This window comes from Massilia sp. 01N417 (assembly GCF_056399645.1).
This window is the reverse complement of the sequence record NZ_JBFTRS010000019.1, coordinates 41,712-56,817: the sequence shown is the minus strand read 5'-3', so window position 1 is coordinate 56,817 and position 15,106 is coordinate 41,712. Positions and strand designations below refer to the sequence as shown.

Below are 15,106 nucleotides of genomic sequence, written 5' to 3'. Positions count from 1 at the left end.
ATGAAGATCGAGGTCGCGCTGGCGGTACTGAAGGGGGTGCGGGTGGCGCTGGCCTTCCCGCCTCCCGCATGGGTCGTGCCCGGCATCGGCGATGCGCTGCTGGCGCGGCTGCAGCCGCATGTTCCGGCGCTGCCGGTGATGCTCGTGTCACGCCAGCCGCATGGGGTGCGTGCGCATGCGGCCTTCCAGGCCCAGGCCCTGGTCGAAGGCGCCGACCTCGATGGCCTGGAGCGCTTCGAGATCGACCTCGACCGGCCGCCGGCGGCGCCGGACGAAGCGCCGCCCTTCTAGCGCGGGGTGGACGGCGCGGGTCTGGCCGAATCGCGCCATGGCCGGTATGATGGAACCCATGCGCCGTCTGATCCTCATCATCCTGTTGCTCGTCTATCCATTCCAGCTTGCGCTGGCGGTGGCGGACAAGTGCTGCGTGACGACTTCCACCGGCGTGACCCACCACAGCGACGATCGAGGCGCCGGCGAAGCCCGGGCCGCATTCGCCTTCGTGGCCGGCGACGATGCCTCCGGCGTGTCCGACCCTCACTGCGCGGCCTGCAGCTTCGGCCACAGTTCCTGCATCCCGACCGACCTGCTCGTGACGCCCGCCGGGCCGCATGCAAGCCAGGCCGTCGCCTTCATCCCGCTCTTCCCGACCTCGCCGCCGGCGGACCGTCTCGAACGGCCGAAGTGGCCCTCCGCCGCTTAACCAGCGCGCGGATTCCCCACACGTCGAGCCACAGGGCTCGTACGCTCACGCGCGCCTGAAATCATCCATCTTCAGGAGCACGAATGAACACCCCATCGAAACGACTGGCGGTGCTGGTCGTCGTATCCGCACTGGCGTGGCGCTGCGGCGCTGCCGAACCGGTGCGGACGGCGGCGTCCGGCATCGCCCCCATCGACCTGCCGGCCGCGATCCGGCTGGCGCTCGCCCAGCCCGGCGTGCGCGCGGCCGGCCATGAACTTGCGGCCGCCGAAGCCGCCGGCGCCCAGGCCAGCCGCCTGCCGAATCCCGAGCTGCAGGTCCTGCGCGAAGGCCAGGAGGCCGGCAAGCGCACCACCACCGTCCAGCTCAACCAGCCGCTCGAACTGGGCGGCAAGCGCCAGGCCCGCATCGCCCTGGCCCGGGGCGCCCTGCAACAGGCCGACAGCGAGCTGAGAACCCGGCGCCTGGACGCCCGCGCCGACGTCATCGCCGGCTTCCACGAAGCCGTGGTCGCGGAGCGCAGAAAGGAACTGGCCGAGGCCCTGGCCGCGCTCGCGCGCCGCAGCGCCGAGGTCGCCGGCAAGCGGGTCGCCGCCGGCAAGGTCTCGCCGATCGACGAGACCAAGGCGCGCCTGGCCGCGCTCGATGCCGCCGCCGAGCTGCAGCAGGCGGCCGCCGCGCTGGCCGTCGCCAAAGCCAGGCTGTCAGGGCTCACAGGCCAGCCGGCCGATGCCCTCGTCCTCGCGCAGGCGCCGGACGAACCTCCCGCACCCGAGCCGCTGGCGGCACTGCGGGCGCGCGCCGGCGAGGCCGGCAGCATCCGCCGCGCGCGCGGCCAGTTGGCGGTGCAGGAAGCCCAGGCGCAGGTGGAGCGCGCGGCCCGCATCCCCGACCTCACGGTCTCGGTCGGCACCCAGCGCGACGAGCAGGCCGGCCGGCGCCAGGCGGTGCTCGGCCTGTCCCTGCCCCTGCCGCTGTTCAACCGCAACGAGGATGCGCTGCGCGCGGCCCTGCGGCGCAGCGACCGGGCCAGGGACGAACTGGCCGCCGCCGAAACCGCCACCGCGGCGGCGCTCGCGGCCGCGCATGCGCGCTACGAGGCAGCACGGAGCGAGGCCGCGCTGCTGCGGCAGGACGTGGTCCCGCAAGCGCTGTCGGCCTACGAGCTGACCTTGAAGGGCTTCGAACACGGCAAGTTTTCCTTCCTCGACGTGCTGGATGCGCAGCGCACCTGGTTCCAGTCGCAGTCGCGCCGCTTGAACAGCACCCTCGAGGCCTGGCGCGCCCTGGCCGAGATCGAGCGCATCGCCGGCCCCGCCGAATCCAACGAATAGAGAATAGCGAACATCAGCCATGACAAAGAAACAGACACTGGCGATCGGCGCCATGTGCGCGATCGCCGCCATCCTTGCCGCCCTGCTGCTGTGGCGGCAGCCTTCCTCGCCCGCCGCGCAGGCCGTCGGAGCACACGCCGGCCACCAGGACTCGCACGGCCATGACGACCGCCATCCGGACGAGAATACGCAAGCGGAACATGGTGCCGACGAGCGCAGCGTGGCGATGACGGAGGCGCAGATCAAGGCCAACGGCATCGCCATCGAGTCCGCCGGGCCGTCCACGATCCGCGAGCGCCTGCACCTGCCGGCCCAGATCCGCATGGACGCCGAACGCAGCGTGGCCCTCGCCGCGCCGGCCGAAGGCATCGTGCAGTCGGTGCTGGTATCGCCCGGCGCCGCAGTCAGGCGCGGCCAGGCGCTGGCCACCATCCGGAGCCCGACGGTGGCCCAGTGGCGCGCCGAATTGGGCAGCGCGCTGGAGCGCGTGAAGCTGGCCAGGACCACCTGGCAGCGCGAGAAGACCCTGTGGGAAGAAGGCATCTCCGCGCGCCAGGACCTCGACGCCGCGCAGTCGGCGCTGAAGGAAGCCGACATCGCCGCCCAGGCCGCGCGCCAGCGGCTGCAGGCGCTCGGCATCACGGCGGACGCCGGCGTGTCGAGCATCGTCACCGTGCGCGCGCCGCTGGACGGCGTGGTGATCGAGAAGCCGGCCGTCGCCGGGCAAGCCGTCGATGGCGGCAAGCCGCTGCTAACCATCGCCGACCTCTCGCAGGTATGGATCGAAGCGGCCGTCCCCGCCGACAGCCTGGCGCAGGTCGGCACCGGCATGCCGGCCAAGGTCAGCGTCAACGGCCTGGGCGAGACGCTCGACGGCGCCGTGTCCTTCGTCGGCCCGGTGCTCGGCGAGGCCACGCGCATGGCCACCGCCAGGATCACGCTGCCCAACCGCGGACTGAAGCTGCGCCCGGGCATGCTGGCCACGGTCGACCTGCTCGGCACGCCGGCGAACGCCGCGGTGACGGTCGCCAGCGACGCCATCCAGACCATCCACGAGCACGACGTCGTGTTCGTGCGGACCGCCGCCGGCTTCCGCGCCCAGGACGTCACGCTCGGACGCTCGGACGGCAAGCGCACCGAGATCGTGAAGGGCCTGCAGGCCGGCGCCGGCTACGCGGCAGGCGGCAGCTTCCTGCTCAAGGCGGACCTCGGCAAGGCCGAAGCCGAACACGACGACTGAGCGAGGCCACATGTTCCAGAAACTCATCGAATTCGCCATCACCAGGCGCTGGCTGATCCTGTTCGCCGTGCTCGGCCTGGCCGGCCTGGGCGTCTACAACTACCAGCGCCTGCCGATCGACGCGGTCCCGGACATCACCAACGTCCAGGTCCAGATCAACACCGGCGCCGCCGGCTACTCGCCGCTCGAAGTCGAGCAGCGCATCACCTTCCCCATCGAGACCGCGATGAACGGCCTGCCCAGGCTCGAGCAGACCCGGTCGCTGTCGAAGTACGGGCTGTCGCAGGTGACCGTGGTGTTCAAGGAAGGCACCGACATCTATTTCGCGCGCCAGCTCGTCAGCGAAAGGCTGCAGCAGGCGAAAGCCGCGCTGCCGGCCGGCGTCGAACCGGCGATGGGGCCGACCGCCACCGGCCTGGGCGAGATCTTCTACTGGACCGTCGAAGCCACCGACGAGGCCCGCAAGCCGGACGGCAGCCCCTATACGCCGGCCGACCTGCGCGAGATCCAGGACTGGATCGTGGCGCCGCAGCTGCGCGGCGTGGCCGGCGTCACCGAGGTCAACACCATCGGCGGCTACCTGAAGGAATACCAGGTGGCGCCCGACATGGCGAAACTATCGGCCCACGGCCTGTCGCTGGGCGCGCTGGTCGATGCCATCGACCGCAACAATAGCAATGGAAAAGTCAGCGCCGGCGCCGGCTACATCGAACGCGGCGGCGAGCAGTTCGTGGTGCGCACGCCGGGCCAGGTGAAGACCCTCGAAGAGATCCGCAACATCGTGCTCGACGTCGTGCAGGGCGCGCCGATCCGCGTGCGCGACGTCGCCGACGTCATCCCCGGACGCGAGCTGCGCACCGGCGCGGCCACCGAGAACGGGCGCGAAGTCGTGCTCGGCGCCGTCTTCATGCTGATCGGCGAGAACAGCCGCGCAGTGGCGGAAAGCGCGCGCCGCAAGCTGGCGGACGTCAGCCGCTCGCTGCCGCCAGGCGTGCAGGCCCTGCCCGTCTACGACCGCTCGGTGCTGGTCAACAAGGCCATCGCCACGGTGCGCAAGAACCTGGTCGAGGGCGCCCTGCTGGTGGTCGCCATCCTCTTCCTTTTCCTCGGCAACCTGCGCGCCGCCCTGGTGACGGCGCTGGTGATTCCGCTGTCGATGCTGATGGTCTTCACCGGCATGGTCAAGGCCGGCGTCAGCGCCAACCTGATGAGCCTGGGCGCCCTCGACTTCGGCATCATCGTCGACGGCGCCGTGGTCATCGTCGAGAACTGCATCCGCCGCCTGGGCCTGGCCCGCGATGCCGCCGGCCGCGACCCGACACGCGAGGAGCGCTTCGCCATCGTTGCGGCCGCGGCGGCCGAGGCCCGCCGTCCGCTGCTGTTCGGCCAGCTGATCATCATGACGGTCTACCTGCCGATCTTCGCCCTGTCCGGCGTCGAAGGGAAGATGTTCCATCCGATGGCGATCACGGTGGTGATGGCGCTGGCGGCAGCGATGCTGCTGTCCGTGACCTTCGTGCCGGCCGCGGTCGCCCTCTTCGTCGGCAAGCACGCGGGCGGGCACGAAAACAGGCTGACGGCCAAGGCCAGGGACTGGTATCGGCCGCTGCTCGACTGGATCCTGCGCAACCGGCCGGTGGCGCTGACCTTCGCTGCCTTGAGCGTGCTGCTGAGCGGTTTGCTGGCGACCCGGCTGGGCACCGAATTCGCGCCCAACCTGAACGAAGGCGACCTGGCGGTGCTGACCATGCGCATTCCCGGCACCAGCCTGCAGCAGTCGGTGCAGATGCAGCAGCATCTCGAAGCCAGCCTGCTGAAGCAGTTCCCGGAAATCGAGCGCATGTTCGCGCGCATCGGCACGTCGGAAGTGGCGACCGACCCGATGCCGCCGAACGCCGCCGACAGCTACATCATCCTGCGGCCGGAAAAGGCGTGGCCGAAGCCGCGCAAGTCGCACGCGGAACTGGTGGCGGCGATCGCGGAGGCCGCCAACGCGGTCCCGGGGAATAACTACGAGTTCTCGCAGCCGATCCAGCTGCGCTTCAACGAACTCATTTCCGGCGTACGCAGCGACGTCGCGGTCAAGGTCTTCGGCGACGACACCGCGGCGATGACGGCCACCGCCCAGCAGGTCGCCCAGGTACTGGGCAAGGTGGGCGGCGCGGCCGAGGTCAAGATGGAGCAGCTCGACGGACTGCCGGCCCTGACCCTGACGGTGGACCGCATCAAGGCCGCGCGCTACGGCCTGAACGTGGCCGACGTCCAGGAAGCCTTCGGCACCCTGGTGGGCGGACGCGACGTCGGCATGGTGTTCGAAGGCGACCGCCGCTTCGCCATCACCGTGCGGCTGGCGGAAGGAACACGCAACGATATCGACAGCCTGCGCCAGCTGCCGATCGCGCTGCCGGCCCGGGATGGGCGATCGGCCAGCATTCCGCTGTCCGAGATCGCGACCCTGAGCTTCGTGCCGGAGGCGAACCAGATCAGCCGCGAGAACGGCAAGCGCCGCATCGTCGTCACCGCCAACGTGCGCGGGCGCGACCTGGGATCGTTCGTCGGCGAGCTTCGGTCTCGTCTGGGCACCGTGAAGCCGCCGCCGGGCGTGTGGCTTGGTCTAGGAGGCCAGTTCGAGAACCTGCAAGCGGCCTCGCAACGCCTGGCCATCGTGATCCCGGCTGCGCTGGCGCTGGTGTTCATCCTGCTCTACCTGATGTTCAACAGCGTCAAGGATGGCCTGCTGGTGTTCAGCGGGATCCCGTTTGCCATGAGCGGCGGCGTGCTGGCGCTGTGGCTGCGCGGCCTGCCGCTGTCGATTTCGGCCGCGGTCGGCTTCATCGCGCTGTCCGGGGTCGCGGTGCTGAACGGGTTGGTGATGATCTCCTTCGTGCGCTCGCTGCGCGAGCAGGGACATGGGCCCGAGCAGGCGATGCGCGAAGGCGCGCAGGTGAGGCTGCGGGCGGTGCTGATGACGGCGCTGGTGGCCTCGCTGGGCTTCCTGCCGATGGCGCTGGCGACCAGCACCGGGGCCGAGGTGCAGCGGCCGTTGGCGACGGTGGTCATCGGCGGCATCCTGTCGTCGACGGCGCTGACCCTGCTGATCCTGCCGGCGCTCTACACCTGGGCGTATCGGAGTTCGAGCGAGAAGGCGTAGCAGGCAGCGGCGCGCGCTTTGCGATCCTATTGGGGATGCCTGTCCAAGCGGGCATCGATCCAGTCGCGCGCCAGCTTCATTGCAGCATCTCTTGCTTCGGCTTCCGTGGCGTAGGTCTTGACCTGGTCGTGAGGGTGTTCGTGCAGGGTTCGCGTGAACATCGGGTTCGTGGTCGGCTCCAGGATCATGAAGGCGTCCGTCAGGGCGTCGCCAGGTTTGCCGGAGGAATGGATGACGATCGTGTGGTCGCGATACACGGCGGTGTTGGCGTCTTGGGTTTCCATGGCGGGTCCTTTGCGTGAAAGGGCATCCTAGCATGGTCTACGCCGGTTATTCCGGAAGCGAAAAAGGCCAGCCCGACGGCTGGCCTGTCTCATTGATTCCCGGCCCCTACTTCAGCGGCCAGAACCACACTTCTTTGCTCGTCCAGTAGCAATCGGTCCCGCAAGCCAGCGCCCTGGCCCCGCCGAACAGCGGCGAAACGATGTCGATGTGGCCGCCTTCGTAGATGCCGGGGATCAAGCGGAAGAAGGACACGATGCCGCTGCGTTGGCCGATCCCTTCGCCAATCGCCGGGCCGCCGCTGAGCTTCTCGGGAGCGCCCAGCATGGTCGGCCTGGACAGGATCATCGACAACCTGGCCTGCCCGGGCTCGATCATCGTCCCCTTGTGCGTCCCGATCTTGACCTGGAGACGGCCGCCGGGAATGTGGACGCCAGAGCGCAGCAGGGCAAGACTGACCCGGATCGCGCAGGTATTTGCATAGGTCGGGTTCTTGATGAGGTCATCCCATCCCAGCAGGCGAAACAGCGCATCGTGGTCGATGTCGCGCTTGCGGGGATACGCCTTCATCAGCACTGCAAACGGAATCGCTCGCATGGCTAGCTCCCGGCCGGGCAAGGGAAGTGGGCGGCATACAGGCGCACCAGCTCGGCGGCGGCGCTGCGCGGCATGGTGCCGGCACGCTGGCGCAACTCGCTCCAGATCCGATCGTCCACCTCGGACGGCTTCGTGCCCGGCGGCGCGCACCATAGCCGCCCTTGGGTGGCGTCGACCACCCCGGCCTGATAACCCTCCGCGTAGCGCTGCCGGTAGGCCGCGTCCGCGCTCTGCTTCCACTTGTCCACGCCTGGCTGACCGGCCACCTGCGCCACAAAATCGTTGCCGGACAGGTGCCAGGGAAAGACGCCCAGAGGGCGCGCGGCCGCGGCGCAGCCGGCCGACAGCACCAGGGCAATTAGAAGGGATCGTTGCATCGGTTTCTCCATCGTGGGGTGATGGAGAAGTTTCCCGTTGCTGGCTTACAGCAACTTATCTACCGTCAACCGGCGGTTGGTGGTAGATCAACAGGGCGTGCGCGCCGTGGCTGGATACGGCCAGTAAGGGGGACTGTATTGAGGGCTAAAGTTTAGGCCCGCTTTTTTTGGAGAAGCAATACTGCTGTGTGGCCACAAAAAAATATAGGGCAAGCGATGCACTTGCTAAAATTTGTGGTGCCTGCCCACGACAACCAGATTCACCTTACGACAAAGAGCTATATGGTCAAGCCTTTTGAAGTTCCTCCAGCGCTTAAGATCTTCCACGATCAATCAATTGATGGTCTAGAGTTCTGCAAACTCGCTTATGCACGGTTTGATGAAATTGTCACGCTGCCAGACGATGGCCATACGCTACGCGAGCGCAAAGGCTATATTAAGCAACTTATAGAAGAGATTTTGCCAATCTGCCGCTATATCCAAACATTCTATAGTCAAGGACGATACCTCTCGGTACGCTGGATGCACGGGTCCCAACATTTTGACGCCAAGGTGCAATCAACTGGCACAGCGGTAGACCGCGGTTGGTGGCCATCAGAAGGCACGCTAGAAGTCACTCAAGCGGTTCACGTGAACGAGCACTTATCTCGTGAATTACTCAACGCCGATGGGGCATGCTTTGGACTGGATGGAATTACGCGGGTTAAAGATACGGCAGGAAAACGACGCATCGAATCCAAACCAACTGCATATCATAACGAATCGTATATTTTCGATATGTGCTCCATCATTCTAAAAGCCATCGCGCCAAAGGTCTCGAAAATGGCGGATGGCCACTATCCCGCCGATACAACTTTGATCGTCGACTGTGCATTGATCACGATCTTCGCACCTCACGAATGGGAAAAGCTTGTTTCGATGGTCCGAGACAGTTTGCCCTCACACGGCTTCAAACGCATTTTCCTAACTGCGACATCAGAGATGTATTACGCTACGTTGTGAAGCGGCATTTGAAGTATTGGCGCGACAGTTTGCGCTCTGAAACTCGACCGAAATCGAATGTCGGCAACAGGGGACGGATCAGCGCCGAGGCCCAGGTAAGCCAGCACTAGAAAACGAATCCATAAGGGTAAGTTGTAGGGATAATCCCGCCAAAAACGAAACAGGCCAGCTCGAAAGCTGGCCTATCTCATCAATTCTATTGGTCGGGGCGAGAGGATTCGAACCTCCGACCACCTGCACCCCATGCAGGTACGCTACCAGGCTGCGCTACGCCCCGACTCGGCCTGCAATTATATCAGAGCCCGACGCAAGGGTTAAGCTTTTTGTCACACAGCATCTATTTCCACTCGCCGCGCAAGGCCAGCACCTCGTCGTACAGCCCCTCCGGCGTCACCTCCTGCGGCGGCACCGGCCGGCCCACCGCCAGCGCCAGCCGTGAACGCCAGCCGCGCGAGAACGAGCGCTCGAACACGTTCGACGGGTCGCGCGAGAACAGGCTGCCCCACAGCCCGCGCAGGGCCATCGGGATCACCGGCACCTTGCTGCGCTCGATGATCTTGGCGACGCCGCCGCGGAACTCGCCGATCTCGCCGTCCCGCGTCAGTTTGCCTTCCGGGAAAATGCAGACCAACTCGCCCTCGTGCAGGGCCTGGGCGATGTCGACGAAGGCCTTCTCCATCAGCCAGGGGTCTTCCTTGGCTGGTGCGATCGGGATCGCCTTCGCGGTGCGGAAGATGAAGCCCAGCAGCGGCGTCCTGAAGATGCGGTGGTCCATCACGAAGCGGATCGGGCGCGGGCTGGCGGCCATGATCACGATGGCGTCGACGTAGCTCACGTGGTTGCAGACCAGGACCGCCGCGCCATCTTCCGGGATGCGGTCGGTGTCCACGGTCGAGACGCGGTGGATGGTGTGGATCAGCAGCCAGGCCAGGAAGCGCATCAGGAATTCCGGCACCAGCGAGAAAATGTAGATGGCCACCACCGCGTTCAGCAGCGCCGTGGTCAGGAACATCTGGGGAATCGAGAAGCCCTGCTTGAACAGGAACACGGCGACGCCGGCCGCAGCCACCATGAACAGCGCGTTCAGGATGTTCATGCCGGCGATGGTGCGCGAGACGTGCTTGGGGTCGCAGCGGGTCTGGATCAGGGCGAACAGCGGCACGATGAAGAAGCCGCCGAACACGCCCAGCAGCAGCACGTCGACCAGGATGCGCAGCGTGCCGGCCTGGTGCAGCAGGCCGATGAAGTCCACCGTCGCGGTATTCGTGTAGCCCAGGCTGGCGAAGTAGAGGTCGATGCCGAACAGCGACAGGCCGATTGCGCCGAAGGGCACCAGGCCGATCTCGACCTTGCGGCCCGAGAGCTTCTCGCACAGCAGCGAGCCGGCGCCGATCCCCAGCGAAAAGATGGTCAGCAGCAGCACGAACACGCTGTGGTCGCCGTGCAGGTAGTCCTTGGCGTACAGCGGGAACTGCGACAGCACCAGCGCGCCGTAGAACCAGAACCAGGAATTGCCGAGCATGGACAGGAACACGGTGCGGTTCTGGCGCGAGTAGCCGATATTGCGCAGCGACTCGGCGATCGGGTTGCGGCTGATGACGAGGTCCGGCGCCGGCGCCGGCGATGCGGGAATGCGCCAGCTGGTGGCCAGGCCCAGCACGGCCACCAGCAGCGTGCCGATCGCCACCAGGTGGATGCCCAGGGTGCCGTGGCCGGCCAGCACCGCGCCCATCACCTCGCCCAGCAGGATGCCGACGAAAGTACCCATCTCGATCACGCCATTGCCGCCCACCAGCTCTTCCGGCTTCAGGTGCTGCGGCAGGTAGGCATATTTGACGGGGCCGAACAGGGTCGAGTGCACGCCCATGCCGGCCACTGCCGCGATCAGGAGCCACAGCGTATGCGTCCACCAGCCGACCGCCGCCAGCGCCATGATGCCGATCTCGAGCAGCTTGACCCAGCGCGCCAGCCTGCCCTTCTCGACCTTGTCGGCGATCTGGCCGGCGGTCGCCGAGAACACGACGTAAGGCAGGATGAACAGGCCGGGGATCAGGTTGTTGAGGATGGCCGGCGCCAGCGTGGTCCAGGACAGCGCGTCATAGGTCAGCACGACCAGCAGCGCGGTCTTGAACAGGTTGTCGTTGAAGGCGCCGAGGAACTGGGTCCAGAAGAAGGGCCCGAACCGGCGCTGGGTCAGCAAAGCGAATTGGCTGGGATGGCTGGAGTGGCTCATGCGGTCGGGTCGCGGTGTTGTGAGAGATGCGTAATCTACCGTACAACACCGGACTTGAATACATGATGTTGCCAAACACCAGAGTTAGTCGCGAAAATCGATACCAACCCACCAGAAGAACGCGACACCACCCACATGAAGCAGCATCAAACGCCACTCATGGGAACCCCACGCAAGCGCGCCCAGGTCCGGTACAGCGGTCCGATCGCCAGCACCACGACCACCATGCGCGATACGTGGAAGGCCGTCACCACCGGCACGCCCAGGTGCAGCACGCGCGCCGTCAGCGACATCTCGGCGATCCCGCCCGGCGAAGTCGCCAGCAGCATGGTGCCCGGATGCAGGTCCGTCACCTCGGCCAGGCACAGGGCGAATACCGCGGCCAGCAGCATGGTACAGAGGGTGCACAGGGCCACGCTGGCCAGGTAGCGCGGCGCAGTGTGCACGAAACGCGGCGTAAAACGGGTGCCGAGCGAGACGCCGATGAAGAGCTGGCCGGCACGGATCATCCATTCGGGCAGGCGTGACAGCTGGATGCCGGCCGCGGTCAGCAGCAGCGCCACCAGCAGCGGGCCGATCACCCAGGCGTTCGGCACCTGCAGGCGCTTGAGCAGCAGCGCGGCGGCGGAGGTCAGCGCGATCAGCACCAGCAACCCGCCGAGGTGGACGCTGGCGGCCAGCGGCACGAACATGTCGAGCCCCGCGCCCCAGCCATGGCTGCTCCACCAGCGCACTGCGAAGGGAATCGTGCCGACCACCATCATGATGCGCAGGCTGTGGGCGGCGGCGACGCGCTCGACCACGGCGCCGTGGCGCTCGCCCTGCACCGCCATCTCGGACGCGCCGCCGACCGCCATCGCGAAGAAGGCGGTCGCTTCGTCGCTGCCGGACAGGCGGCGCAGCAGGCTGCCTCCCAGCATGCCCAGGCAGATCGCGAAGGCCACCGCCAGCGCGATCCACGGCAGGTTGCGGCCAAGCGCGGCCAGCACCGGGGCACTGAAGTAGAGGCCGAGCGCGGTGCCGATCGCCCACTGCCCCGCCTCGCGCGCCTGCACCGGGGCGCCGAGACGGGCGCCCAGCATGCAGGCCAGCGCGGTCGAGAACAGCGGCCCGATCATCCACGGCAGCGGGGTGTCGAGCGCGATGCAGGCTTCGGCTGCGCCGAAGGCTAACAGCAGCGCCGGCAGGAAGGCCTGCAAATGCGTCCGCAGCCTACCTTTTAGAACACCCACAGCTTTTCGGCCGGCATCTCGAGCCAGTACTGGCCCGGGTCGATGCGGTGCTTGGAATAGGCGCGCACGCTGGACGAACCCTGCTTGAACAGGCACTCCCAGCGGTCGCCCAGGTACATGCAGGTCGACAGCGGCAACTGGATGCCGTTCTCGACCGGCTGGCGGCCAATGCGCACTTCTTCGACGCGGATCAGGGCCGCCGAATCGGCGTCACCCGCGGCCGACTCGCTGCCGGCGCCGCGCGCGGTGGCATTCAGGGCCATGCCTTCGACCTGCAGGCGGGCCGCCCCGCCGTTGCGGGACACCACGCGCGCCGGCAGGCGGTTGTTACTGCCCATGAACTCGGCGGTGAACAGGGTGTCGGGCGACTCGTACATCGATTGCGGCGTGCCCTGCTGTTCAATCTTGCCGTTGTTCAGCAGCAGGATGCGGTCCGAGATGGCCATCGCCTCGGCCTGGTCGTGGGTCACCATCAGGGCCGACAGGCCCAGGCGCACGATCAGTTCGCGCAGGAAGGCGCGCGCTTCCTCGCGCAGCTTGGCGTCCAGGTTCGACAGCGGTTCGTCCAGCAGGATCACGGGCGGGTTGTAGACCAGGGCGCGGGCGATCGCCACGCGCTGCTGCTGGCCGCCGGACAGCTGGTGCGGGAAGCGCGCGCCCAGGTGGCCGAGGCCGAGCTGGGACAGCACTTCGTTCACCGTCGCCTCGATCTCGCGCGCCGGGGTCTTGCGCAGCTTGAGGCCGTAGGCGACGTTGTCGAACACGGTCTTGTGCGGCCACAGCGCATAGGACTGGAACACCAGGCCCAGGTTGCGCGCCTCGGCCGGCAGCTCCAGCTTCTTGCTGCCGTCGAAGACGCGGCGCTCGCCGATGTCGATGGTGCCGGCCTTCGGGCTTTCCAGGCCGGCGACGGCGCGCAGCAGCGTGGTCTTGCCGCTGCCCGAGGGGCCCAGCAGGGCCACCACTTCGCCGCGCTGCAGGTGCATCGACACGCCTTTCAGGATCGGGTTGGCGGTGGCGCCGCTGCCGTAGTCGAGGTGCAGGTCGTTGACGGTCAAAACGTTCATGGTGAGGTCTCGCAATTCGTTAGTCATGGTGCTTAGTTGTGCAGCTTGACGCCGAAGCGCAGCGCAATGCCCAGGCCGATGGCCACGAGCGTGATGTTGATGAAGGACAGCGCCGCCACCAGGTCGGTCGAGCCGCCGGCCCACAGCGACACCAGCATCGCGCCGATCACTTCGGTGCCCGGCGACAGCAGGTAGACGCCGGTCGAGTATTCGCGTTCGAAGATCAGGAACACCATCAGCCAGCCGCCCAGCATGCCGAACTTGATCAGCGGGATGGTGACGTCGCGGGTGACGCGGCCGCGGCTGGCGCCGGCCGAGCGGGCCGCCTCTTCCAGCTCCGGCCCCACCTGCAGTAGCGAGGTCGAGATCAGGCGCATGCCGTAGGCCAGCCACACCACCGAATAGGCCAGCCACAGCGCGAAGATGGTGGAGCGGACCTGGCGCAGCGCCGGGATGAAGTGTTCGGACAGCCAGCGCGCGACGTCGTTGTCGAAGTGGTGCAGGAAGCCGTCCAGCCAGCTCGGCACGAACAGGAAGACCCACAGGAAGGACAGGCCGGCCAGCAGGCCCGGCACCGCACGCGGCACCAGCACGCTGTAGTCGAGCAGGCGGGTCACGCCGTCCGGCTTGCGGTGCATGGCCAGGGCGATCGCGGTGTAGCACAGCACGGCCAGGCCGCCGCCGATCACGCCGATCAGGATGGTGTTGACGATGCCGCGCACCAGCGACGGCTGTTCCCAGATGTCGCGGAAGTGCTGCAGGGTCAGGACGTCGGACAGCTTCACGCCCTCGCCCCAGTACTGGACGAAGGAGCGCAGCACGATGCCGGACAGCGGCAGCACCACGGTGACCAGGATCCAGGCGCCGAGTACGGCCAGCGCCACCCATTTCCATTTGCCCAGCGGGAGCGGCTTCTGGCGCGCGCCCTTGCCCTTGATCGACACGTATTTGTTGGCGGACTTCAGCAGCCAGCGCTGCAGCATCACCAGCGGCATCGTCACCGCCACCAGGCACACGGCCACCGCCGCCATCAGGTGGTAGGACGGGGTACCCAGCTTGTTGGTCAGTTTATACAGGTAGGTGGCGAGCACCAGGTGGCCTTCCGGGTCGCCCAGCACCAGCACCAGGCCGAACACTTCGAAGCCGAGGAAGAACACCAGCACGCCGGCATAGGCCAGGGCCGGCATGATCATCGGCAGCGAGACGTTGAACATCACCTGCCACGGCGAGGCGCCGGAGACACGCGCGGCTTCCTCGACGTCCGAGCCCAGGCTCTTCAGCGCCGACGATGCGTACAGGTAGACGTGCGGCACGTGGGTCAGGCCGGCGATCACGACGATCGACGTAAAGGAATACACGTTCCACGGCACGATGCCCAGCAGCTGGTGCACCCAGGTGGTGTAGAAACCGACCGGTCCCATCGACACCACATAGCCGAAGCCCATCACCATCGGCGACACGAAGATCGGCACCAGCAGCACCGGCGCGATCCAGCTGCGGCCCGGCAGGTCGGTGCGCACCATCAGGAAGGCCAGCATGCCGCCCAGCGGCACGGCAATGGCGGCCAGGCCCGAGGCCAGCAGCATGCCGTTCTTGAAGGCCAGCCAGAAATCGGCGTCGTCGAAGATGAAGCGGAAGGCGTCCAGCCCGAGCACCTTGTCGGGCATGAAGAAAGGTGCCGACAGTACGCTCTGGTAGAACACCAGGAACAGGGGCAGGAAGATCGCCAGGCAGGTGAGCAGGACGACGATGGCGCGGGTCCAGTTCAGGCGCGGTTTGCGCGCGGCCGCAGCGTCATGCGCGGCGCCGGACTTCAGGCGTGCGCCCGGCAGGGAAAAGGTAGGCATGGTGATATCCGATCGGGAGGGTGAAACCGGTATGACGGGGC

Annotated in this window: 13 protein-coding genes and 1 tRNA gene; 6 read left to right on the top strand and 8 right to left on the bottom strand. The window is 66.9% G+C overall.

Going from position 1 to position 15,106, the window contains the following annotated elements; translation table 11 throughout:
- The 5 genes from AC1DOQ_RS19495 (at nucleotide 1) to AC1DOQ_RS19475 (ending at nucleotide 6,428) form a co-directional block, all read left to right on the top strand.
- The gene (locus tag AC1DOQ_RS19495; protein ID WP_477367952.1) at nucleotides 1-291 is read left to right on the top strand and encodes a hypothetical protein; all 291 of its coding nucleotides are present in this window, start codon (nucleotides 1-3) and stop codon (nucleotides 289-291) included.
- A gap of 58 nt (nucleotides 292-349) precedes the next feature.
- The gene (locus tag AC1DOQ_RS19490; protein WP_477367949.1) at nucleotides 350-703 is read left to right on the top strand and encodes a hypothetical protein; all 354 of its coding nucleotides are present in this window, start codon (nucleotides 350-352) and stop codon (nucleotides 701-703) included.
- An 83-nt stretch (nucleotides 704-786) separates the two neighbouring features.
- Nucleotides 787-2,037: a TolC family protein gene (locus AC1DOQ_RS19485; RefSeq protein WP_477367946.1), complete on the top strand. Its 1,251-nt coding sequence runs from the start codon at nucleotides 787-789 to the stop codon at nucleotides 2,035-2,037.
- 19 nt (nucleotides 2,038-2,056) lie between these two features.
- Entirely contained in the window at nucleotides 2,057-3,277 is a 1,221-nt protein-coding gene (locus AC1DOQ_RS19480) for an efflux RND transporter periplasmic adaptor subunit (RefSeq protein ID WP_477367943.1), read from the top strand.
- A 10-nt stretch (nucleotides 3,278-3,287) separates the two neighbouring features.
- Nucleotides 3,288-6,428, top strand: coding sequence for an efflux RND transporter permease subunit (locus AC1DOQ_RS19475; RefSeq protein ID WP_477367940.1), 3,141 nt, complete (start codon nucleotides 3,288-3,290; stop codon nucleotides 6,426-6,428).
- 26 nt (nucleotides 6,429-6,454) lie between these two features.
- On the opposite strand, the gene AC1DOQ_RS19470 is transcribed toward AC1DOQ_RS19475, so the two are convergent.
- From AC1DOQ_RS19470 to AC1DOQ_RS19460, 3 genes are all read right to left on the bottom strand, one after another.
- The gene (locus AC1DOQ_RS19470) at nucleotides 6,455-6,712 is read right to left on the bottom strand and encodes a hypothetical protein (protein WP_477367937.1); all 258 of its coding nucleotides are present in this window, start codon (nucleotides 6,710-6,712) and stop codon (nucleotides 6,455-6,457) included.
- A 106-nt stretch (nucleotides 6,713-6,818) separates the two neighbouring features.
- Nucleotides 6,819-7,307 carry a T6SS effector amidase Tae4 family protein gene (locus AC1DOQ_RS19465; RefSeq protein ID WP_477367934.1) on the bottom strand — a complete coding sequence of 163 codons (489 nt, stop codon included), beginning with the start codon at nucleotides 7,305-7,307 and terminating at the stop codon, nucleotides 6,819-6,821.
- A 2-nt stretch (nucleotides 7,308-7,309) separates the two neighbouring features.
- Nucleotides 7,310-7,684, bottom strand: a complete 375-nt coding sequence (locus tag AC1DOQ_RS19460; protein WP_477367931.1) for a Rap1a/Tai family immunity protein — start codon at nucleotides 7,682-7,684, stop codon at nucleotides 7,310-7,312.
- 186 nt (nucleotides 7,685-7,870) lie between these two features.
- On the opposite strand from AC1DOQ_RS19460, the gene AC1DOQ_RS19455 reads away from it, so the two are divergent.
- Nucleotides 7,871-8,686, top strand: a complete 816-nt coding sequence (locus AC1DOQ_RS19455) for a hypothetical protein (RefSeq protein WP_477367928.1) — start codon at nucleotides 7,871-7,873, stop codon at nucleotides 8,684-8,686.
- A gap of 200 nt (nucleotides 8,687-8,886) precedes the next feature.
- Here AC1DOQ_RS19455 and AC1DOQ_RS19450 read toward each other — a convergent pair.
- From AC1DOQ_RS19450 to AC1DOQ_RS19430, 5 genes are all read right to left on the bottom strand, one after another.
- Nucleotides 8,887-8,963: transfer RNA gene (locus AC1DOQ_RS19450), tRNA-Pro, on the bottom strand.
- Nucleotides 8,964-9,023: 60 nt separating this feature from the next.
- Nucleotides 9,024-10,919, bottom strand: coding sequence for an MFS transporter (locus tag AC1DOQ_RS19445; protein WP_477367925.1), 1,896 nt, complete (start codon nucleotides 10,917-10,919; stop codon nucleotides 9,024-9,026).
- Nucleotides 10,920-11,065: 146 nt separating this feature from the next.
- Nucleotides 11,066-12,118 carry an AbrB family transcriptional regulator gene (locus AC1DOQ_RS19440; protein WP_477367922.1) on the bottom strand — a complete coding sequence of 351 codons (1,053 nt, stop codon included), beginning with the start codon at nucleotides 12,116-12,118 and terminating at the stop codon, nucleotides 11,066-11,068.
- A gap of 20 nt (nucleotides 12,119-12,138) precedes the next feature.
- The gene (locus tag AC1DOQ_RS19435; protein WP_477367919.1) at nucleotides 12,139-13,218 is read right to left on the bottom strand and encodes an ABC transporter ATP-binding protein; all 1,080 of its coding nucleotides are present in this window, start codon (nucleotides 13,216-13,218) and stop codon (nucleotides 12,139-12,141) included.
- A gap of 32 nt (nucleotides 13,219-13,250) precedes the next feature.
- Nucleotides 13,251-15,065 (bottom strand): ABC transporter permease, encoded by a 1,815-nt coding sequence (locus tag AC1DOQ_RS19430; protein WP_477367916.1) that lies wholly within the window; start codon nucleotides 15,063-15,065, stop codon nucleotides 13,251-13,253.
- Nucleotides 15,066-15,106: the final 41 nt, after the last annotated feature.

What these genes read in the sequence shown, in the direction of transcription:
- AC1DOQ_RS19475 (WP_477367940.1), top strand. Translation starts at nt 3,288, where the DNA reads ATGTTCCAGAAACTCATCGAATTCGCCATCACCAGGCGCTGGCTGATC.
- AC1DOQ_RS19435 (WP_477367919.1), bottom strand. Translation starts at nt 13,218, where the DNA reads ATGAACGTTTTGACCGTCAACGACCTGCACCTCGACTACGGCAGCGGC.
- AC1DOQ_RS19485 (WP_477367946.1), top strand. Translation starts at nt 787, where the DNA reads ATGAACACCCCATCGAAACGACTGGCGGTGCTGGTCGTCGTATCCGCA.
- AC1DOQ_RS19480 (WP_477367943.1), top strand. Translation starts at nt 2,057, where the DNA reads ATGACAAAGAAACAGACACTGGCGATCGGCGCCATGTGCGCGATCGCC.
- AC1DOQ_RS19465 (WP_477367934.1), bottom strand. Translation starts at nt 7,307, where the DNA reads ATGCGAGCGATTCCGTTTGCAGTGCTGATGAAGGCGTATCCCCGCAAG.
- AC1DOQ_RS19460 (WP_477367931.1), bottom strand. Translation starts at nt 7,684, where the DNA reads ATGCAACGATCCCTTCTAATTGCCCTGGTGCTGTCGGCCGGCTGCGCC.
- AC1DOQ_RS19490 (WP_477367949.1), top strand. Translation starts at nt 350, where the DNA reads ATGCGCCGTCTGATCCTCATCATCCTGTTGCTCGTCTATCCATTCCAG.
- AC1DOQ_RS19470 (WP_477367937.1), bottom strand. Translation starts at nt 6,712, where the DNA reads ATGGAAACCCAAGACGCCAACACCGCCGTGTATCGCGACCACACGATC.
- AC1DOQ_RS19445 (WP_477367925.1), bottom strand. Translation starts at nt 10,919, where the DNA reads ATGAGCCACTCCAGCCATCCCAGCCAATTCGCTTTGCTGACCCAGCGC.
- AC1DOQ_RS19430 (WP_477367916.1), bottom strand. Translation starts at nt 15,065, where the DNA reads ATGCCTACCTTTTCCCTGCCGGGCGCACGCCTGAAGTCCGGCGCCGCG.
- AC1DOQ_RS19495 (WP_477367952.1), top strand. Translation starts at nt 1, where the DNA reads ATGAAGATCGAGGTCGCGCTGGCGGTACTGAAGGGGGTGCGGGTGGCG.